Here is a 17,223-nt window from a genome sequence, read left to right on the forward strand (position 1 = left end):
GCTTCAGCCGCCGAGTCGCGCCGAGCGCACGTCCGCCCGCCGCTCGGGCCGCACTTCGCCGTCGCTCCAGCCGGCGCCCAGCGCCTGGCCGACGCGGACGTAGGCCAGGGCCGAGCGGGTTCGGGCCACCGCGAGATTGTCCTCGAACCCGGCCAGGCTGCGCTCGGCGTCGAGCACGGCGAAGAAGGATTCGGCTCCCTCCCGATAGCGCAGCCGCGAAACCTCGGCCGCGCGCCGGGCGGAGTCGACCGCCGCGGTCAGCCGGGCCTCGGACTGCAGCGCGCCGCCGAGGCTGGCCAGCGACGCGTCGAGGTCGCGGGCCCCGCCCAGCACCAGGTTTTCGTAGCGCTGGTACTCGGCGTCGGCCCCGGCGCGCGCGGCCTCCAGGCGCAGGGCGTTGCGCCGGAAGTCGAGCGCCGGCCAGTCGATGCGCGGCCCGACCAGGAAGGAGAAGCCGGTCTCCTGGCCGAGATCGGCGAGGTTGGCGCCGAGGCTCGACGCCTGGCCGACGAAGCTCAGCCGCGGCCACCAGTCGACGCGGGCGGCGCGCACCCGGGACTGGGAGGCCTGCAGCCGGGCCTCGGCCTGGCGGATGTCGGGCCGGCGGCGCAACAGGTCCTGCGGCGTGCCGATGGCCAGTCGCTGCGGCGGTTCGGGCACGGCGCCGTCGGCGCGCAGCGCCGCGGTCATCTCCGGCGTCAGCCCGGCGGCCAGCACGTCGAGGGCGGCGATCGCCCCGTCGATCTGGGCGCGCAGCAGCGGGGCGGCCGACTGCGTCGACTCCAGCTGGGCCTTGGCGCGCATGACGTCGAGCGGCGTCGATCGGCCGGCGTCGCGCATCACTTCGGTCAGCCGCAGGGTGGCGGCCTGGGCGGCGGCGTTGGTCTCGGTGGCGGCGAGCCGCACCTGGGCTCCGCGCAGCTCGACATAGGTGGAGGCGATCTGCGCGGCGATGGTGGTCATCACCCCGCGGCGGGCCTCGTCCTGGCTGATCGCGTCGAGCTTGGCGGCCCGGGCGCTGTTGCGCAGCCGGCCGAAGACGTCCGCCTCCCAGGCGACCTCGCCGTCGGCGGCGAGGAAGCCGCCTTCGCTGTCGAGGTTGGCGACCCGTTGGCGGCCGCCGCCGAACCCGACATTGCCGCTCGGCATCAGGTTCCAGCCCTCGACCTTGGCCAGCGCTCGGGCGCGCCGCACGTCGGCCTCCGCGGCCTTGAGGTCGCGGTTGCGGCGCAGGGCGTAGCTCACGACCTGGTCGAGCAGCGGATCCTGCATCCCGGCCCACCAGTCGGTGCGCGGGGCGGCCGGATCCAGCGTCAGGCCGGCGAGCAGGGGCGGGCGTGGGGCTTCGGCCGCCTGCAGGGCCGGCGCGGCGAGCGCCGTCGCCAGCAGCGCCCCGATGATCACCTTTCGCATCGGCGGGCTCCTATTCGGCCGGGGCGGCGCGGCGGCGCCAGGGGAGGCGGACCGGCGGCAGCCGGCGCGTCAGTTCGCGGGTCATCACGTAGAAGGCCGGCGTCAGGATCAGCCCGAGGATGGTCACCCCGATCATCCCGGCGAACACCGCGGTGCCGATGGCCACCCGCTGTTCGAAGCCCGCGCCGGTCGAGAACGCCAGGGGCATGACCCCCAGGATGAAGGCCAGCGAGGTCATCAGGATCGGCCGCAGGCGCAGCTTCGCCGACTGGATCGCCGCGGTGCGGGGATCCAGCCCCTCCTGGTCCTCGAGCTGCTTGGCGAACTCGACGATCAGGATGGCGTTCTTCGCCGCCAGGCCGACCAGCACGACCAGCGCCACCTGGGTCAGGATGTTGATCTCCAGACCGCGGATCAGCAGGCCGGCCAGCGCCCCCAGCACCGACATCGGCACTACCAGCAGCACCGAGATCGGCAGGGTCACGCTCTCGTACTGCGCCGCCAGCACCAGGAAGACGAACAGGGTGGCCAGCGCGAAGACGGCGATGGCGCCGCTCGCCTCGGTCTTCTGCAGGTAGGCGAGCTCGGTCCACTCGAAGCCGAAGCCCGGCGGCAGGGCCTTGATCGCCGCCTTCTCCATCGCCTCCATCAGCTGGCCCGACGAGGAGCCCGGCGCGGCCGCCGCGCTGAGGTCGGCGGCGGGATAGAGGTTGTGCCGCGGCACCCGGCCGGGGCCGGTGGCGTCGTGGGCGGTGATGACGCTGGCGAGCGGCGTCATCTGGCCGTCGAGATTGCGCGCCCACAGCCGGTTGAGGTCCTCCGGCGTGCGGCGGAACTCGCCGTCGGCCTGGGCGGTCACCCGATAGGTGCGGCCCAGGTAGTTGAAGTCGTTCACATAGGCCGAGCCCAGATAGACCTGCAGAGCGTCGTTGATCTCCGACACCGGCGTGCCGGCGGCCTCGGCCTTGTCACGATCGACGTCGACCTTCAGGCGCGGGGTGCGCGCTTCGTAGGGCGAGAAGGCGAAGGCGATGTGCGGATCCTTCATCATCTCGCCGGCCACCGCCTGGGTGGCGGCCTCCAGCGCGGCGTAGCCTTTGCCGTCCTGGTCCTCGATGAACATCTTGGCCCCGGCGCTGGAGCCCAGGCCCATGATCATCGGCGGACTGACGACGACGGTGATGGAGTCCTGGATCGGCGCCAGCGCCTTGCGGATGTCGGCCTGGATCGCCGCCTCGGTGCGGCCGTTGCGGGCGCGCTCCTCGGCGTCGGCGTAGGGCACGAAGATGGTGGCGATGTTGGTCGCCTGCGCGCCGGTGGCGGCCGAGAAGCCGATGAAGCTGACGTCGTGGGTGACGCCGTCGACCGTGTGGATCCGCTTCACCGCGTCCTGCACCACCGCGCGGGTGCGCTGCAGCGAGGCGCCTTCCGGCAGTTGCGCCAGCACGATGCCGTAGCCGCGGTCCATCTGCGGGATGAAGCCCTTCGGCGTGGCCATGAAGGCGCCGCCGGTCAGCAGCAGCAGGCCGCCGTAGAGGATGCCGACGATGGCGAGCATGCGGACCGAGCGGGCGGTCAGCTGGCCGTAGCGCTCGCTGAGCCAGTCGAAGCCCTTGTTGAACGCCCCGAAGAAGCGCGCCAGCGGCCCGTGACCGTGCCCGGTATGCGGCTTCAACAGGATGGCGCAGAGCGCCGGCGACAGCGTCAGCGAGACGAAGCAGGAGATCAGCGTGGCGCTGGCGATGGTCAGGGCGAACTGGCGGAAGAACTCGCCGGCCACCCCGCCCATGAAGGCGGTCGGCAGGAAGACCGCGGTCAGCACCAGGGCGATGGCGATCAAAGCGCCGCCGACCTCGTCCATCGAGACCCGCGCCGCCTCCTTGGGCGACAGGCCCCTGGCGATGTTCCGCTCGACGTTCTCGACCACGACGATGGCGTCGTCGACGACGATGCCGATCGCCAGGATCAGGCCGAACAGCGACAGCGTGTTGATCGAGCCGCCGGTCACCGACAGGAAGGCGAAGCTGCCGAGGATCGACACCGGGATGGCGAGCACCGGGATGATCGCCGCGCGCCAGCTCTGCAGGAACAGGAACACCACCAGGACGACGAGGATCACCGCCTCGAACAGGGTGTGCTCGACCTTCTCGATCGACGAGTTCACGAACCGGGTGGTGTCGTAGACGATCTCGTACTTCAGCCCGTCCGGGAAGTCCTTGGACAGCCGGGCCATCTCCGCCTTGATCTCGTCGGCGGTCTGCAGCGCGTTCGAGCCGGGGCGCTGGAAGATGCCGATGGCGACCGCCTGTTTGCCGTCGAGCGAGGCGTCGATCTGGTAGGTCTGGGCGCCCAGCTCGACACGGCCGATGTCGCGCACCCGGACCAGGGCGCCGTCGGGCCCGCGGGCCACGACCACCTCGGCGAACTGCTCGGGATCGATCAGGCGGCCGGGGGCCTCGACGGTCATCTGGAAGGCCGCGCCGTTGGGCTGCGGCTCGGCGCCGAGCGAGCCCGCCGCCACCTGGATGCTCTGGCGGCGCAGGCCGGCCAGGATGTCGCTCGGCGACAGATTGAGGGCGGCGATCTTCTCCGGATCCAGCCAGATCCGCATTGAATAATCGCGCGCGCCGAACAGCCGGGCGTCGGCGACGCCGGAGTTGCGCGCCAGCTGGTCGCGAACCTTCAGGCTGGCGTAGTTGGAGATGTAGAGCGGGTCGTAGCGGCCGTCCGGCGACAGCAGGTGCACGACCATCAGGAAGGTCGGCGAGCTCTTGTCGACGACCACGCCGAGGCGGCGGACCTCCTCGGGCAGGCGCGGCTCGGCGGTGGCGACGCGGTTCTGCACCAGCACCTGGGCCTTATCCAGGTCGGTGCCGAGCTTGAAGTTGACGTTGATCGTCAGCTGGCCGTCGGTGGTCGCCTGAGAGGTGACGTACATCAGCCCCTCGACCCCGTTCACCGCCTGCTCGATCGGCGCGGCGACGGTCTCGGCCAGGGTCTCGGGGCTGGCGCCCGGGTAGCTGGCCGTGATCGAGATCGTCGGCGGCACGACGTTCGGATACTCGGAGATCGGCAGCCGCCCGACGGCCATCAGGCCGGCCAGGGTGATGACGATCGATAGCACGGCGGCGAACACCGGCCGGTCGATGAAGAAGCGCGGCAGGCTCATCGCCTAACCCTTTCTAGAGATCGCAAGCTCAGCCGCGCGGGGCGGCGGCTTGGGCGATGGAGGCGGTGGCGAGATCGGCGATGCGGCCGGGGACGGGCTTCACCTTCTGGCCCGGGCGGGCGAGCTGGATGCCGCGGATGATCAGCCGGTCGGTGGGCTGCAGGCCGGTGCGCACGACGCGCAGGGACCCGACCTGCGGACCGAGCTCGACCTGGCGGTGCTCCACCTGGCCCTGGGCGTTCACCACCAGCACGAACTTGCGCGACTGGTCCGAGCCGATCGCCGTGTCCGGAGCCAGCACCGTCGGCTTGGGCGCGCCGTAGAACACCCGCACCCGGCCGAACTGGCCCGGCGTGAAGCCGCCGCCGGGATTGGCCATCACCACCCGGCCGCGGATCGAGCCGGTGCCGGCGTCGATGCGGTTGTCGACGAAGTCGAGCGTCCCGGGATGGTCGAAGCCGCCTTCACCCTCGAGCTTCAGCAGCGCCTTCTGGGGCTGGTTGAAGGCCTCGGCGGGCAGGGCGCCCTCAGGCGCGGAGAATTCGAAGTGGATCGGGTCGACCGAGACGATCTGGGTCAGCACCGTCTCGCCGTTGCGCACCAGGTTGCCCGGGTCGACGCGGCGGTCGGAGATGCGGCCGGAGATCGGCGCGTAGACGCGGGTGTAGCTGAGGTCGAGCGACTCGCCCTGCAGCGCGGCCTGGGCGGCGGCGCGGGCGGCGATCGCCTGGGCCTGGGCTTCCTTGCGGCTGTCGAACTCCTCGGCCGAGATGGCGTCGGCGGCGCGCAGCGTCTCGGCGCGGCGCAGCTCGCTCTTCGCCCGGTCCAGCCGGGCGTCCGCCTGGGCGAGCTCGGCCTGGGCGCGGTCGGCCCTGGCCTTGAACGGCAGCGGATCGATGGTGAACAGCAGCTGTCCCTTCTGGACGTACTGGCCGTCCTTGAAGTGCACGGTCTGCAGGTAGCCGGCGACGCGCGGACGGACGTCGACGGTCTCGACGGCGACGAAGCGGCCGGAGTGCTCCGACCACTCGGCCTCCATCTTCACCAGCGGCGCGGCCACGGTCACGGCGGGCGGTTCCGGCGCGGGGCCTTGCGCCTCGGCGCGGGTGCAGCCCTGCAGGCCGGTCGTCGCCAGCAGCACGGCGGCCGCGGCGAGCGACGGCAAATGGCGTTGAAGTTGCTGCGGCATGGCCAGATCCCCCGGGCTCTCCAGATGACGAGCGTCATATTGTATGACGTACGTCATGGTATGATGACCGTCATGTGGAGCTTGGCCGGGTAGGATCAAGAGGAAGATGCACGCGTAACGTGAGTATTTTTGTGCGCTGCAGCGCGGCCCCCGCGCTTGGTGGCGCGTTGGAAGCTGCTAAGAGTTGGGAAAATCAGAGGAAGCGCCTTGAATCTAGCCGTCAGCCGGAAGGACGAGACCCGTCGCCGGATCGTCGAAACCGCCGCCCGCCTGTTCATGGAGAAGGGCGTCGATCGAGTAGGCGTCGACGAAATCATGCGCGAGTGCGGGCTGACGCACGGCGGCTTCTACAGCTACTTCCCGAGTAAGGAGGCGCTGATCTCCGACGCCTGCGTGGCGGCGCTGGAAGAGACGGCGCACCAGTGGGAAGGCCTGGCCCGCAAGCTCGGCGACGATGAGCAGTGGGCGAGCTTCCTCGACACCTATCTGGCCGGCGACCTGGTGACCTCGGAGAACAATCCGGCCTGTCCGGCGGCCATTCTCGGCGCCGACGTCGCGCGCCGGCCCGGTAAGATTCAGGACACCTATGTCGCCCACCTGCGGGCGGTGATCGACAAGGTCGGCGAAGAGGCCGGCTCCGACCGCGCGCACGCCATCCTGAGCTTCGCCGCCCTGGTCGGCGCGACCTCGCTGGCCGCCCAGGTCGGCCAGGACAAGGACCTCGCCGCGGAAATCCTCAACACCACGCGCGACGAACTGCTGAAGTGCCGCCCGGCCCCGCAGCGGACGAAGGTCTAGGCGACCAAGCCCCGCTCTTACCGGCGAAGGCCGGTATCCGGATCCAGTCTGAGCGCTTGGTGGGTTTCACCTGGGCCCCGGCCTTCGCCGGGGTGATCGGCTGAGAGAACAGGTTACTTCTGGCGCGCCGGCGGCAGGTGGCGGCCGGCCTGCAGCAGCCGTCCGGCGTGATTGGCGTGCGCCGCCTCGGCCAGGGTCAGGGCGGCGTTCTTCACCTCGTTCTGGATCGCCTGGTCGGCGTCGAGCGATTCATGGTTGGTCGCGTACTCCTGCCAGTAGCCGATGTAGCGATCGATCTCGGCGTTCACGCCGGCCGGCGACAGGTCCATGAACCGCAGCCAGTCGGACAGGCTGCGGCGGACGTTCTCGGCCCCTTCGACGTCGCCGTGCACGACCACCGAGAACACCCGGCCGTCGAGATGCTTGGGATAGGGCCAGCCCGCCATCTCCAGATCCTTGGCCTTCTGCGCGTCCTTGCCGTGGGTCAGGGTGGGGTCGGGGTTGCCGCCATCGGCGCAGACCAGCCGGTCCATCATCAGCTTCAGCGGCGAGGTCGCCATGTACCAGTTGACCGGGGTGATGATCATCACCCCGTGGGCCTCGACCCACAGCGGATAGATCTCGTTCATCCAGTCCTGGGTCTGGCCGAGCGCGTAGTTCGGATAGCAGGAGCACGGCCAGTGGCAGAGCGCCGGCGCGGTCGAGAAGCAGGCCTTGCAGGGGTGGATGTTGCGGCCGTACTCGGAGGCGAGCCGCGAGAGGTCCAGCACCTGAACCGCGACGTTCTCGCCGGCCAGCGCCGAGCGGGCGATCTCCAGCAGCCGCCAGGACTTCGACATCTCGCCGGGGCAGGTGTGCTCGCTGCGCGAGGAGCCGTTGATCAGCAGCACCCGGCACGGTCCGTCGGCGTCGTCGTGGCGCGCCTGCGCCGCCTCGATCGCGGCCTTGGCAGCCAGCCAGTCGAGCGCGAGCTCGTAAGCGGGATCGGCGTAGCCCGGGCCGGCGGCGCGGGTCTGCGGCGCCTTGCGGTGGTGGTGGTAGGCGTCCCAGGCCGCCGCGGCGATGCGATGGAGCTCGGCGGTCAGCGGCTGAAAGGCCGGATCGATGAACTGCTGCAGGAACCTGGCCTTGAAGGTCGCCTCGTCCAGCTGTGGGCTGGGCATGCCCTTGCGGGGGGCGGGCGCAGGTCGGGACATCGCAAGCTCCGGGCGCCGCACGGCGGCGCTCGGGCGGAACGGAGCGGTCTGTCCGAGGTTCCGAGCGGCTACTTCAGGCTGGCGAGATAGGCGACGAGGTCGGCGCGCTGCTTGGCGTCGGTGACCGGGATCAGCATCCGGGTGCCAGGGACGACCTTGCTTGGCGCGGCGATGAAGCGGTCGAGGGTGGCGGCGTTCCAGACCAGCCCCGAGCCCTTCATTGCGCTCGAGTAGTTGAAGTCGGTGCTGGCCGCGGCGCGTCCGGGGAGACCGGCGAGGTTCGGGCCGACCCCGTGGCGCTGGCCCGGCGTGGTCGTGTGGCAGGTCTGGCAGCGCTGCCGGAAGACGACGGCGCCGGCGGCTGCGTCCTGCGCCATGGCCGGCGGCGCGGCTGCGGCGAGCAGCAGCGACAAGGCGATCAGGCGGGAATTACGCATGCGGAACGCTCTCTCAGACGATGCGGCGATCCGCAGGGTAGCGCCTGCGGATCGCCGTCGGCTCACTTTTTCGCCGGCAGCTTGGCGAGGTCGGCGTCGATCTTCGCCAGCGCCTCGTCGGTGAACTGGTCCGGTGCGTAGGACTGCACCTGACGCAGGGTCATCGCCTTGGCCATTTCGAACTGCTCGTTGTCGGAGACGCCCGGCAGGTACTTGTCGAAGATCGCCTTGGTCTCGGGATTGGCCACCAGGTCGCCGATCGAGGTCTCGGCGGTCGAATAAGCCGGCTGGGCGGCGTCGGCGGCGATCGCCGGGACGGCGGTCAGGGCGGTGGCGGCGAGGGCGGCCGCGACGAGGATTGCACGCATTGGAAGGCTCCTTGGGGGTGAAGGGAGGATCAGAAGCGCGACGGCAGCGGCGCTTCGTCGGAGGCTTTGCGGGTGCCCAGCGCTTCGCGCGCGGTGGCGCGGATATAGGCGTGGAGCTGGCGGATCTGGCCGTCGGTGAAGTCGAACTGCGGCATGCCGCGCTCGGCCAGCGCGCCGCCCTTCAGCACTTCCTTCAGGCCGTCCTGGCTGAGCGCGATCTGCGATTCCCGCAGGTCCGGCGCCGGCGAGCCGGCGGCCTTCAGGCCGACGCCGTGGCAGGCGATGCAGGCGATCGACAGCTGCCGGCCGACCGCCACGTCCTTCTCGTCGATCTGGATCGACGGGTCGTCGACGGCGTGCACCTGCATGTCCGGGCCCGGCGAGGGCGCAAGCGTCGCCTTGCCGTCGAGGGCGAAGGTCAGCAGCCGGCGCGGCTGGGCGCCGTACTTCCAGCCGACGTTGAGGAAGTCGCTGAGCGCGGCGGTGGTGCCGCCGTAGCCGACCAGCACCGAGACGTACTGCTTGCCGTTCACCGCGTAGCTGATCGGCGCGCCGACGATGCCGAGGCCGGCGTTGAACTTCCACAGCGGCTTGCCGCTGCTGGCGTTGTAGGCGCGGAACCAGCCGTCACCGGCGCCCTGGAACACCAGGTTGCCGCCGGTGGTCAGCGTGCCGCCGTTCCAGATGGTCTCCAGCGGCGCCTTCCAGGCCGCCTTCTGGCGCACCGGATCCCAGGCCAGCAGCGCGCCCTTGCCGTCGTTCGGGTCCTTGGGGTCCTTGTAGCCGGACACCGACATGCCGCCGAAGGCGAAGTCGCCGGGCTTCACATTGGTCGTGTAGCGAGCCCCGAGCTGCATGTGCGGGATGTAGACCAGGCCGGTCTTCGGGTTGAACGACATGGCCTGCCAGTTGTGCGTGCCGATCATGCTCGGCCACATGATCGTCTCGCCGGTCTCGTAGCGGATGTTCTTCGCCTCGACCGGACGGCCGGTCGCCAGGTCGATCCGCTCGGCCCAGGTGACCTTGCCGCTCTTCTCCGCCGAGATCAGCTTCCCGGTTTCGCGGTCGAGCACGTAGAAGAAGCCGTTGGTCGGCTGCTGCATCAGCACCTTGCGCGGCTTGCCGTCGATCATCAGCGTCGCCGAGATCATGTTGGCCGTGGCCTTGTAGTCCCAGGCCTCGTTCGGGTTCTGCTGGTAGTGCCAGACGTACTTGCCGGTGTCGGCGTCGAGCGCGACGATCGAGGCGACGAACAGGTTGTCGCCGCCGCCCGGGTTGCGGGCCCTCGGGTTGTAGGGGCCGGCGTTGCCGACGCCGAGATAGATGCGGTTCAGCTCGGGATCGAAGGTGATGCCGTTCCAGACGGTGCCGCCGCCGCCGCCGACCTTCCAGTACTCGCCGGTCCAGGTCTTGGCGGCCATCTCCATGACCGGATCGCCGCCGTTCTCACCGGGCTTGGCCGGGGTGGTGTAGAAGCGCCAGACCTGCTGGCCGGTCTTCTGGTCGTAGGCGGTGACGAAGCCGCGCATGTTGGCGTCGGCGCCGGCGTTGCCGATGATCACCTTGCCGTTGAACACCCGCGGCGCGCCGGTGACGGTGTGGATCGATTTTTCCGGCACCGTCTGGGTCTTCCAGAGCTCCTGGCCGGTCTTGGCGTCCAGCGCCGTCAGGTAGCCGTCGAGCGCGCCGAGGAAGATCCGGCCGTCGGCGTAGACGACGCCGCGGTTGACCCCGAAGTTGGAGCGGAATTTCGAAGGGGTGCGCTTCCAGATCTGCGGGTCGTAGGTCCACAGCACCTTTCCGGCGACGGCGTCGACCGCATAGACCTTGCCGTAGCTGCCGGAGAAATACAGCACGCCGTCGACCGCGATCGGCGTCGCCTCCAGCGTCACCTCGCCCTCGAGATCGAGCGCCCATTCCAGGCCGAGCTTGCCGGCGTTCTTGGCGTTGATCTGCTCGAGCCGGCTGAAGCCGCTCTCGTCGAGCGGGCCGCCGGTGTTCGTCCAGTTCACCGCGGCGGTGGAATCGTCGCTGCTGAGGGCGAGCGATCCGACGCCGGAGCCGGCCAGAAGCAGGCAGGCGGCCGCCGCCAACAAGATCCGTTTCTTCATGGCTCTCCCCCGAATTCCTCGGGCCGGTTCACGCTCCGGCCGCTCTTTGCGATCCACTGTGGCTCATAAGGCGGCGCGCGCCGAAGCGTCAAGGCCGCACAGCCCCGGTTGCTGTGCATACGCTTAGCATGTCGCAGGCCCGGCGAAAGAGGGCCCGTCATCAGCCGGGCGATATCCGCCGAATGCGAACATCCGTTCGGCTGGCCGAACGGGCGAAACCGTAGCACTCTCGCGCCGACAAGAAACTTGGAGGGAGGCCTGCCATGGGCGAGCTGCGCGCCTTGGACTACGAGCACGAGGGCGTTCTGCTGAAGGGCGAGCTGGCGCTGCCGGCCGGGCCTGGGCCGCATCCGGCGGTGCTGGTGATGCACGACGCGCACGGCCTGGGCGACCACGTGCGACGGCGCGCGCTGGCGCTGGCCGACCTGGGCTATGCGGCGCTGGCGACCGACATGTACGGGGGGGGCAAGCTGTTCACCGGCCAGACGGAGGTCGGTCCATTCTTCCTCGATCTGCAGGAGAATCCGCAGCGTCTGCGCGGCCGGGTTCTCGCCGCCTTCGAAGCCCTGCGCGCCCGTCCGGAGGTGGACCAAGCCCGCATGGGGGCGATCGGCTTCTGCTTCGGCGGGCAGTGCGTGCTGGAGCTGGCGCGCAGCGGGGCTGCGGCCCGTGGGGTGGTCAGCTTCCACGGCCTGCTGCACACCAGCCTGCCGGCGCGCGCCGGCGAGGTGAAGGCCAAGGTGTTGGTGCTGACCGGCGGGCGCGACCCCTATGCGCCAGCCGATGCGGTGGCGGGCCTGCAGCGCGAACTGACCGAGGCCGGCGTGGACTGGCAGCTCACCGTCTACGGCGAAGGCTGGCACGCCTTCACCGACCCGAACCCGGAGAAGGCGAGCGTGCCGGGCGTCCGCTACGACCCGCTCATCGACAAGCTGTCCTGGGCCCAGGCGACGGCCTTCCTCGACGCGACCCTGCGCGACTAGCCGAGCGGGAAGCTGATCTTCGCCCGCAGGCCCGGGACGGCGTCCTCCAGGGCGACCGTCGCGGCGTGCTGTTCGGCGATCGCCAACACCAGGCTGAGGCCGAGGCCGAAGCCTGGCGCGGCCTCGGCGCCGGGGCTCCGGTAGAACCGTTCGAAGACGCGGCCGTGCTCGGCGGGCGCGATCCCCGGCCCCTGGTCCTCGACCCAGACGTCGAGCGTGCGCGGGCGGCGCGCCGCGCCCAGCCGGATGACCCCGCCGGCCGGCGAGAACTTCACGGCGTTGTCGAGCAGGTTGCTGACCATCTGGAACAGCAGGTCGCGCGAGCCCTGCAGCACCAGGCCGGGCTCGACGTCGAGCGCGATCGCTTGGCCGCGCTCTTCGGCGGCGGGGCCGTGCAGCTCGGCGGCGTCGGCCAGGAGGCGGCTGAGGTCGACCGGCTCGCTCGCCACGCGCCCGCCGCTCTGCACGCGGGCGAGCCGCAGCAGCGCCTCGAACAGCCGCTGCAGGCGGGCGGCCTCCTCCAGCGCCGCGGCCGTGCGCGCCTCGATCTCGGCGGCGTCCTCAGCGGCGGCGAGGTCCTCCAGCTCCGCCATCAGGCGGCTGAGCGGGGTCCGCAGCTCGTGGGCGATGCTGTCGGAGACCCGGCTGATCGAGGCGACCAGCCGTTCGATCCGCGCCAGCATCTCGTTGAGGGTCGCCGACAGCTGGTCGAAGTCGTCGCCGGAGCCGCGCAGCTTCACGCGGCCGGACAGATCCCCGCCGATCACCGCGCGGGCGGCGCGGTTGATCGATTCCAGCCGCTGCGAGACGGCGACGCTGATCGCCAGCCCGCCGATCAGGCCGAGCAACAGGGTCATGCCCGCGCCCCAGAACAGGGCGTCGAGCATCATGTCCTCGCGTTCGTCGAGATCCTCGGTGTCGATGCCGACCAGCAGGCGGTAGCCGCCGGGCAGCAGCAGGTCGCGGACCACCGCCTCGTGCTCCTCCTCCGAGCCGCTGGCGTAGGAGCCGAACTCATAGCGCAGCCACTCGCGCTGTTGCTGCCGCGGCCAGTCGATCAGGTTGGTCGCCACGACCGCGCCGTTGGGGGCGAGCAGCACATGGTAGCGGGCGCGCGGGGCGGCGTTCTGCGCGCGCGCCTCCAGCGCCCGGATCAGCGCGTTGCGGCCGCCGGCCTCATAGGTGCGGACCAGCGCGTCGCTTTCGACGCGGACCTCGGCTTCGACCTGCTGCAGCGGCCGCCAGACCCCGGCCGCATAGCTCGCCCCCAGCATCAGCGCGAACGAGCCGCAGAACAGCGCCATGTAGGCGAGGGTCAGGCGAAAGGTGAGGTTCCGGAACGGACGCGGCCAGATCATGCCCGGATCGCATAGCCCAGGCCGCGCACCGTCTGGATCAGCGGCGGACCGAAATCGCGGTCGACCTTCTGGCGCAGCCGGCTGACGTGCTGGTCGATGATGTTGGTCTGCGGGTCGAAGTTGTAGTCCCAGACCGCCTCCAGCAGCATGCTGCGGCTGACCACCCGCCCAGCGTTGCGCATCAGGTGCTCGAGCAGCAGGAACTCGCGCTGGGTCAGGTCGATCGGCCGGCCGGCGCGCTTCACCTCGCGGGTCAGCAGGTTCATCTCCAGGTCCGCCAGGCGCAGCTCGGTGACCTCCTCGACCGCGCCCTTGCGGCGGGACAGGGCCTCGACCCGCGCGAGCAGCTCGGAGAAGGCGAACGGCTTGGCCAGATAGTCGTCGCCGCCGCTGCGCAGGCCCTTCACCTTGTTGTCGACGTCGCCCAGGGCGCTGAGGATCAGCACCGGCGTGGAGTCGCCGGAGGCGCGCATGGTCTGCAGGATCTTCAGCCCGTCGACGTTGGGCAGCATGCGGTCGAGCACGATCACGTCGTAGCTCTCGCTGGCGACCCGGAAGAGCGCCTCACGGCCGTCGGCGACGTGGTCGACGAGATAGCCCGCGCCCTTCAGGCCCTTCACCACATGGGTGGCGACCCGCGCGTCATCCTCGACCACAAGCACATGCATCCGACCTGCACCTGACCCTTCAGTCGTCGATCACCGGCGTGATCGCGCCCGTCTGGAGATCGACCCGGACCTCGCGGTCCTGCGCTCCGGCGAGCTCCACCTCGTAGTAATGCCGCTCGTTGCGCCGCTCCAGGCTGATGTCGGTCACCCGGCCCTTGGTGGAGGTTTCGACCATGGAGATGGTCTGGGTCAGCGACTTGGGCGCGCTCTGTGCGGCCTTCAGGCTCGAAGAATCCCACGGCAGCGGCGGGGCCGAGCGGTTCTGCCGCAACAGCTTGCCGGTGGCGGGGTCGATCTCTGCTTCGACGGCGCGGCCGTCCTTCACCAGGCTGATCTCGTAGACCAGCCGGCCGTGTTCGGTGTCGAGCTCGGCGTCGAACGCCTTGCCGCCGACGGCGCGCTCGGCGGCGGCGACGGCCTGCTTCAGCGGGACAACAGCCGGCGCAGCGGGGGGCTGGGCCAGCGCCGTCGTCGCGAGGGCCGCCGCGGCGGCCGTGGTTGCAAGCAGCATCTTCATGGGGTCGATCTCCTTCGCCTCCCAACCAGGATCATCTTCGTCAGGAGCGATGGCCTTCTGTTCGCGCCAGGATTTGAACTTCGTCAGACAGCCGCCAGCCGGCGCGCGGCTTGGCCGCCAGTCCGGCGTCGGCGGCGACCAGGTTCAGGATCTCGCCGACGAAGCGGGTCGAGGCGGCGCGCTGGTCAAAGGCCAGCGCCCGGTCTCCGGGGCGCACGCAGGCGCCGCCGCCGTCGGCCTGGGCGATCAGGGCCGCGGCGATCCCGGCGGGATCGGCGGGATCGACCAGCCGGCCGAACGCGCCGCCGCCGAGGATCTCCGTCGCCGCGCCGGCGCTGCGGGCGGCGACGACCGGCGTGCCGCAGGCCAGCGCCTCCAGCAGGCTGTTCGGATTGCCTTCCCAGAGCGAGAGCAGGGCGAAGACCGAGGCGCGCCGCACCAGCGGGAAGGGGTTGTCGAGCTCGCCGGTGAAGCGGACCAGGTCGGCGACGCCGAGGCGACGGGCCAGCCTTTGCAGCTCGGTCCGCTGGCGGGCGGTCCCCTGGCCGATGATCACCGCCTGCAGCTCGCGGCCCTCGGCGCGGCACACAGCCAGGGCCTGCAGCAGGGCGGGGTAGTTCTTCTGCGGATGCAGCCGCCCGACCGCGGCGATCAGCGGCGGCCCCGGCGGCGCGGCCGCCTCGGCGACCGGCGCGGCCGCGCGGGCGCGCACGCGCTCGGCGTTGACGCCGTTCGGCAGCACGGCCACGCGGCCCTGGCGTCGGGCGGCGGTGAAGGCGCGGGTGTGCGCCAGCGCCTCGGACACGCAGAGCAGCCGGTCGGCGTCGGCGGCCAGCAGGGCGGCGGTGGCGCGCCGCTGCCAGGCCGACAGGCTGCCGGGCTTGCCGTGTTCGAGGTCGTTGCTGATCCGGTAGGCGCGCTTGAACTCCGGCAGGCCGCGCAGCGCTGCCCACAGGCACAGGTGGGCGTGGTTGCCCATCGAGACCACCAGGCGCGGGACCCGTGCCACAATCTCCTGACGCAGTTGCAGCGTCGCGCTGGCCAGCGCCAGCGGCCGCGGCCGGGGGAAGGGCGGGTCGAGCACCGTCAGCCGCGGTCCGGCGAGCTCGTCGGCGAGAAATCCGCTGCGCGCGGCGATCACCTCGACCACGACGCCGCGCGCGTGAAGCGCGTTGGCGGCCAGCACCGTGTTGCGCGCGACGCCGGTGCCGCCGAGGTCGCCGCAGAACAGAAGTACAGGACGTGACGCCGCCACTCGAGCCTCCTCGAAGTCGGCGCGACGTTAGGCGCCGCCGGCTGGGGAACGGCTCTTGGGAAGATTTGATCTCCGCAATCTTTTGGCGGGCGGCGTGCGCGGCCCGGCCGAGCTTGAGGCGCGTGACCTGCGGGCGTCGGCCATTTTGTCGCAGGTTCCGGCGGGATCCGGGCCGGATTCTCGCTTGCAGCGAGTCTAAGCATCGTTCAGATTGGGGCTGCCCTTCCTGGGCGTTTCCTCCCTTACTTGCCGCGCCTTCGGGCGCGGCTTTTTTTTGGCCTGTCCGTGTGCGCAGGCCGTCTCCGCTCACCCTCAGCCGTCATTTTCTGACGCCGTTTGCGCTCGACCCCTTGCAAACTAACTATCAAGATATATCTTGAGTGCATCAAGATGCGTCTTAAGAGAGGATCTCACATGCGCAATCACAGACATCACGGGCATGAAGGCCGGCGCGGCCGCGGCGGCGCGGAGGAAGGTTTCGGACGCGAGGGCCACGGCGGCCGTCGCCGCCGGATGTTCGATTCCACCGAGCTGCGGCTGGTCTTGCTCAGCCTGATCGCCGAGCAGCCGCGTCACGGCTACGACCTGATCCGCGAGGTCGAGGCCCGCACCGGCGGCGCCTACGCCCCCAGCCCGGGCGTGGTCTATCCGATGACCACCCTGCTGCTGGACATGGGGCTGATCGAGGAGACCGGCGGGGAGACCGCCCGCAAGCTGTTCGCCATCACCGAGGCGGGCCGCGCGGACCTCGCCGCACACGAGGCCGAGGCCCAGGCCGCGTTCGCCAAGCTGCAGATGCTCGCCGAGGTGCGCGGCCGCACCGACGCCGCCCCGGTGGCGCGGGCGATGCAGAACCTCAAGACCGCCGTCCACAACCGGCTCAGCCAAGAGGGCGTGGACAAGGCGATCATCCTGGAAGTCGCCGCGCTGATCGACCAGGCGGCGAGCAACGTCGAGAGGCTTTGATCATGGCCGTCGCGACCGCCCACGTGCCGACGACCTCCGGCGCGAAATACCTGCAGCAGCTCTGCAAGCACTGGGCGCACAAGCTGGAGGTCGAGTTCACGGACGGCGAGGGGACGGTGCGCTTCCCCGACGCCGTCGCCACCCTGAAGGCCGGGCCCGAGGCGCTGACCGTCGCCATCGAGGCGGCCGACCCGGCCACGGTCGAGCGCATGAAGCAGGTGGTCGCCACCCACCTGGACCGCTTTGCCTTCCGCGAGGCGCCGCTGGCCTTCGATTGGGCTTAAACGCGGTCACTTGCGCGCAGCCCTCGCGCGCCTAGTGAGGCGGACTCTACCAATCGTAAAAGTTGTGTTATGGGCGATTGTGGCAATTCAGAGTTGAGTAAGCCTCCAAGCTAACTCGAGGGCCTGAACGTGAGCACCTCCATCCTGGTGAACGCGCTTTTCTATCTGATCGGCGGCGGCGTGTTCGCCGCGATCGGTTGGCTCATCAACCACGCCGCCGCAACACGGTCGCTGGGGATGAGGCTGTCGGCGGCCGCCGGAACCTCGCTCCTGCCGCTGATCCTGCCGCTGGCGGCGGGGATCGGCCCGGCCCTGCAATACGGGCATTACGCATCCCAGGACCCGAGGCTGCCGCTGCTGATCCTGGCGGTCGCGCCGCTGGTGGCCCCAGCCGCCCTCGGCAGCCTGCTGGGCGCCCGGCGGCCGGTCGAGACGCCGACCATGCCGTGAGGGCGGACGCAAAAAAGCCGGGGAGCGAGGCTCCCCGGCTTTGGCGTTTCAGGTCCTCGGG

The 17,223-nt window shown here is 70.5% G+C and carries 16 protein-coding genes; 5 read left to right on the plus strand and 11 right to left on the minus strand.

Going from position 1 to position 17,223, the window contains the following annotated elements; all coding sequences use genetic code 11:
- Positions 1 to 3: 3 nt before the first annotated feature.
- From ACSQ14_RS05560 to ACSQ14_RS05570, 3 genes are read right to left on the minus strand one after another with little or no spacing between them, the layout of a single operon-like run.
- Positions 4 to 1,413, minus strand: coding sequence for a TolC family protein (locus tag ACSQ14_RS05560; RefSeq protein ID WP_436010550.1), 1,410 nt, complete (start codon positions 1,411 to 1,413; stop codon positions 4 to 6).
- A 10-nt stretch (positions 1,414 to 1,423) separates the two neighbouring features.
- A complete protein-coding gene (locus tag ACSQ14_RS05565; protein ID WP_436010552.1) occupies positions 1,424 to 4,582 on the minus strand; it encodes an efflux RND transporter permease subunit in 3,159 nt (1,052 codons plus the stop codon).
- Between the two features lie 28 nt (positions 4,583 to 4,610).
- A complete protein-coding gene (locus tag ACSQ14_RS05570) occupies positions 4,611 to 5,771 on the minus strand; it encodes an efflux RND transporter periplasmic adaptor subunit (protein ID WP_436010554.1) in 1,161 nt (386 codons plus the stop codon).
- A gap of 207 nt (positions 5,772 to 5,978) precedes the next feature.
- Here ACSQ14_RS05570 and ACSQ14_RS05575 point away from each other — a divergent pair, with 207 nt between their 5' ends.
- A complete protein-coding gene (locus ACSQ14_RS05575; RefSeq protein ID WP_436010556.1) occupies positions 5,979 to 6,569 on the plus strand; it encodes a TetR/AcrR family transcriptional regulator in 591 nt (196 codons plus the stop codon).
- Between the two features lie 113 nt (positions 6,570 to 6,682).
- Here ACSQ14_RS05575 and ACSQ14_RS05580 read toward each other — a convergent pair whose 3' ends face one another.
- The 4 genes from ACSQ14_RS05580 to ACSQ14_RS05595 form a co-directional block, all read right to left on the minus strand.
- Positions 6,683 to 7,765, minus strand: coding sequence for a flavodoxin family protein (locus tag ACSQ14_RS05580; RefSeq protein WP_436010558.1), 1,083 nt, complete (start codon positions 7,763 to 7,765; stop codon positions 6,683 to 6,685).
- A 68-nt stretch (positions 7,766 to 7,833) separates the two neighbouring features.
- Positions 7,834 to 8,202, minus strand: a complete 369-nt coding sequence (locus ACSQ14_RS05585) for a c-type cytochrome (RefSeq protein ID WP_436010560.1) — start codon at positions 8,200 to 8,202, stop codon at positions 7,834 to 7,836.
- A 62-nt stretch (positions 8,203 to 8,264) separates the two neighbouring features.
- The gene (locus ACSQ14_RS05590) at positions 8,265 to 8,570 is read right to left on the minus strand and encodes a hypothetical protein (protein WP_436010562.1); all 306 of its coding nucleotides are present in this window, start codon (positions 8,568 to 8,570) and stop codon (positions 8,265 to 8,267) included.
- 29 nt (positions 8,571 to 8,599) lie between these two features.
- Positions 8,600 to 10,681: a PQQ-dependent dehydrogenase, methanol/ethanol family gene (locus tag ACSQ14_RS05595; protein ID WP_436010564.1), complete on the minus strand. Its 2,082-nt coding sequence runs from the start codon at positions 10,679 to 10,681 to the stop codon at positions 8,600 to 8,602.
- A 263-nt stretch (positions 10,682 to 10,944) separates the two neighbouring features.
- On the opposite strand from ACSQ14_RS05595, the gene ACSQ14_RS05600 reads away from it, so the two are divergent.
- Positions 10,945 to 11,664 (plus strand): dienelactone hydrolase family protein, encoded by a 720-nt coding sequence (locus ACSQ14_RS05600; protein ID WP_436010566.1) that lies wholly within the window; start codon positions 10,945 to 10,947, stop codon positions 11,662 to 11,664.
- Here the strand turns inward: ACSQ14_RS05600 and ACSQ14_RS05605 are convergent.
- The 4 genes from ACSQ14_RS05605 to ACSQ14_RS05620 are packed head-to-tail and all read right to left on the minus strand — an operon-like array spanning position 11,661 to position 15,462.
- Entirely contained in the window at positions 11,661 to 13,022 is a 1,362-nt protein-coding gene (locus ACSQ14_RS05605; protein ID WP_436010568.1) for an ATP-binding protein, read from the minus strand. The genes ACSQ14_RS05600 and ACSQ14_RS05605 overlap by 4 nt on opposite strands.
- Positions 13,019 to 13,690 (minus strand): response regulator transcription factor, encoded by a 672-nt coding sequence (locus ACSQ14_RS05610; RefSeq protein ID WP_436010570.1) that lies wholly within the window; start codon positions 13,688 to 13,690, stop codon positions 13,019 to 13,021. Before ACSQ14_RS05610 ends, ACSQ14_RS05605 begins: the two co-directional genes overlap by 4 nt.
- Positions 13,691 to 13,709: 19 nt before the next feature.
- Positions 13,710 to 14,207, minus strand: coding sequence for a PepSY domain-containing protein (locus ACSQ14_RS05615; protein WP_436010572.1), 498 nt, complete (start codon positions 14,205 to 14,207; stop codon positions 13,710 to 13,712).
- A gap of 40 nt (positions 14,208 to 14,247) precedes the next feature.
- Positions 14,248 to 15,462, minus strand: coding sequence for a glycosyltransferase (locus ACSQ14_RS05620; RefSeq protein WP_436010574.1), 1,215 nt, complete (start codon positions 15,460 to 15,462; stop codon positions 14,248 to 14,250).
- A 414-nt stretch (positions 15,463 to 15,876) separates the two neighbouring features.
- Between ACSQ14_RS05620 and ACSQ14_RS05625 the strand changes: the two genes are divergently transcribed.
- The 3 genes from ACSQ14_RS05625 to ACSQ14_RS05635 all read left to right on the plus strand — a co-directional run bounded on the left by ACSQ14_RS05625 (position 15,877) and on the right by ACSQ14_RS05635 (position 17,162).
- A complete protein-coding gene (locus ACSQ14_RS05625; RefSeq protein ID WP_436010576.1) occupies positions 15,877 to 16,428 on the plus strand; it encodes a PadR family transcriptional regulator in 552 nt (183 codons plus the stop codon).
- 2 nt (positions 16,429 to 16,430) lie between these two features.
- Positions 16,431 to 16,712 carry a DUF2218 domain-containing protein gene (locus ACSQ14_RS05630; protein WP_436010578.1) on the plus strand — a complete coding sequence of 94 codons (282 nt, stop codon included), beginning with the start codon at positions 16,431 to 16,433 and terminating at the stop codon, positions 16,710 to 16,712.
- A gap of 129 nt (positions 16,713 to 16,841) precedes the next feature.
- Positions 16,842 to 17,162 (plus strand): hypothetical protein, encoded by a 321-nt coding sequence (locus ACSQ14_RS05635; protein ID WP_436010580.1) that lies wholly within the window; start codon positions 16,842 to 16,844, stop codon positions 17,160 to 17,162.
- Positions 17,163 to 17,223 lie beyond the last annotated feature (61 nt).

This window comes from Phenylobacterium sp. LjRoot219 (genome assembly GCF_964252995.1).
In the GTDB taxonomy this organism is placed as follows: Bacteria; Pseudomonadota; Alphaproteobacteria; order Caulobacterales; family Caulobacteraceae; genus Phenylobacterium.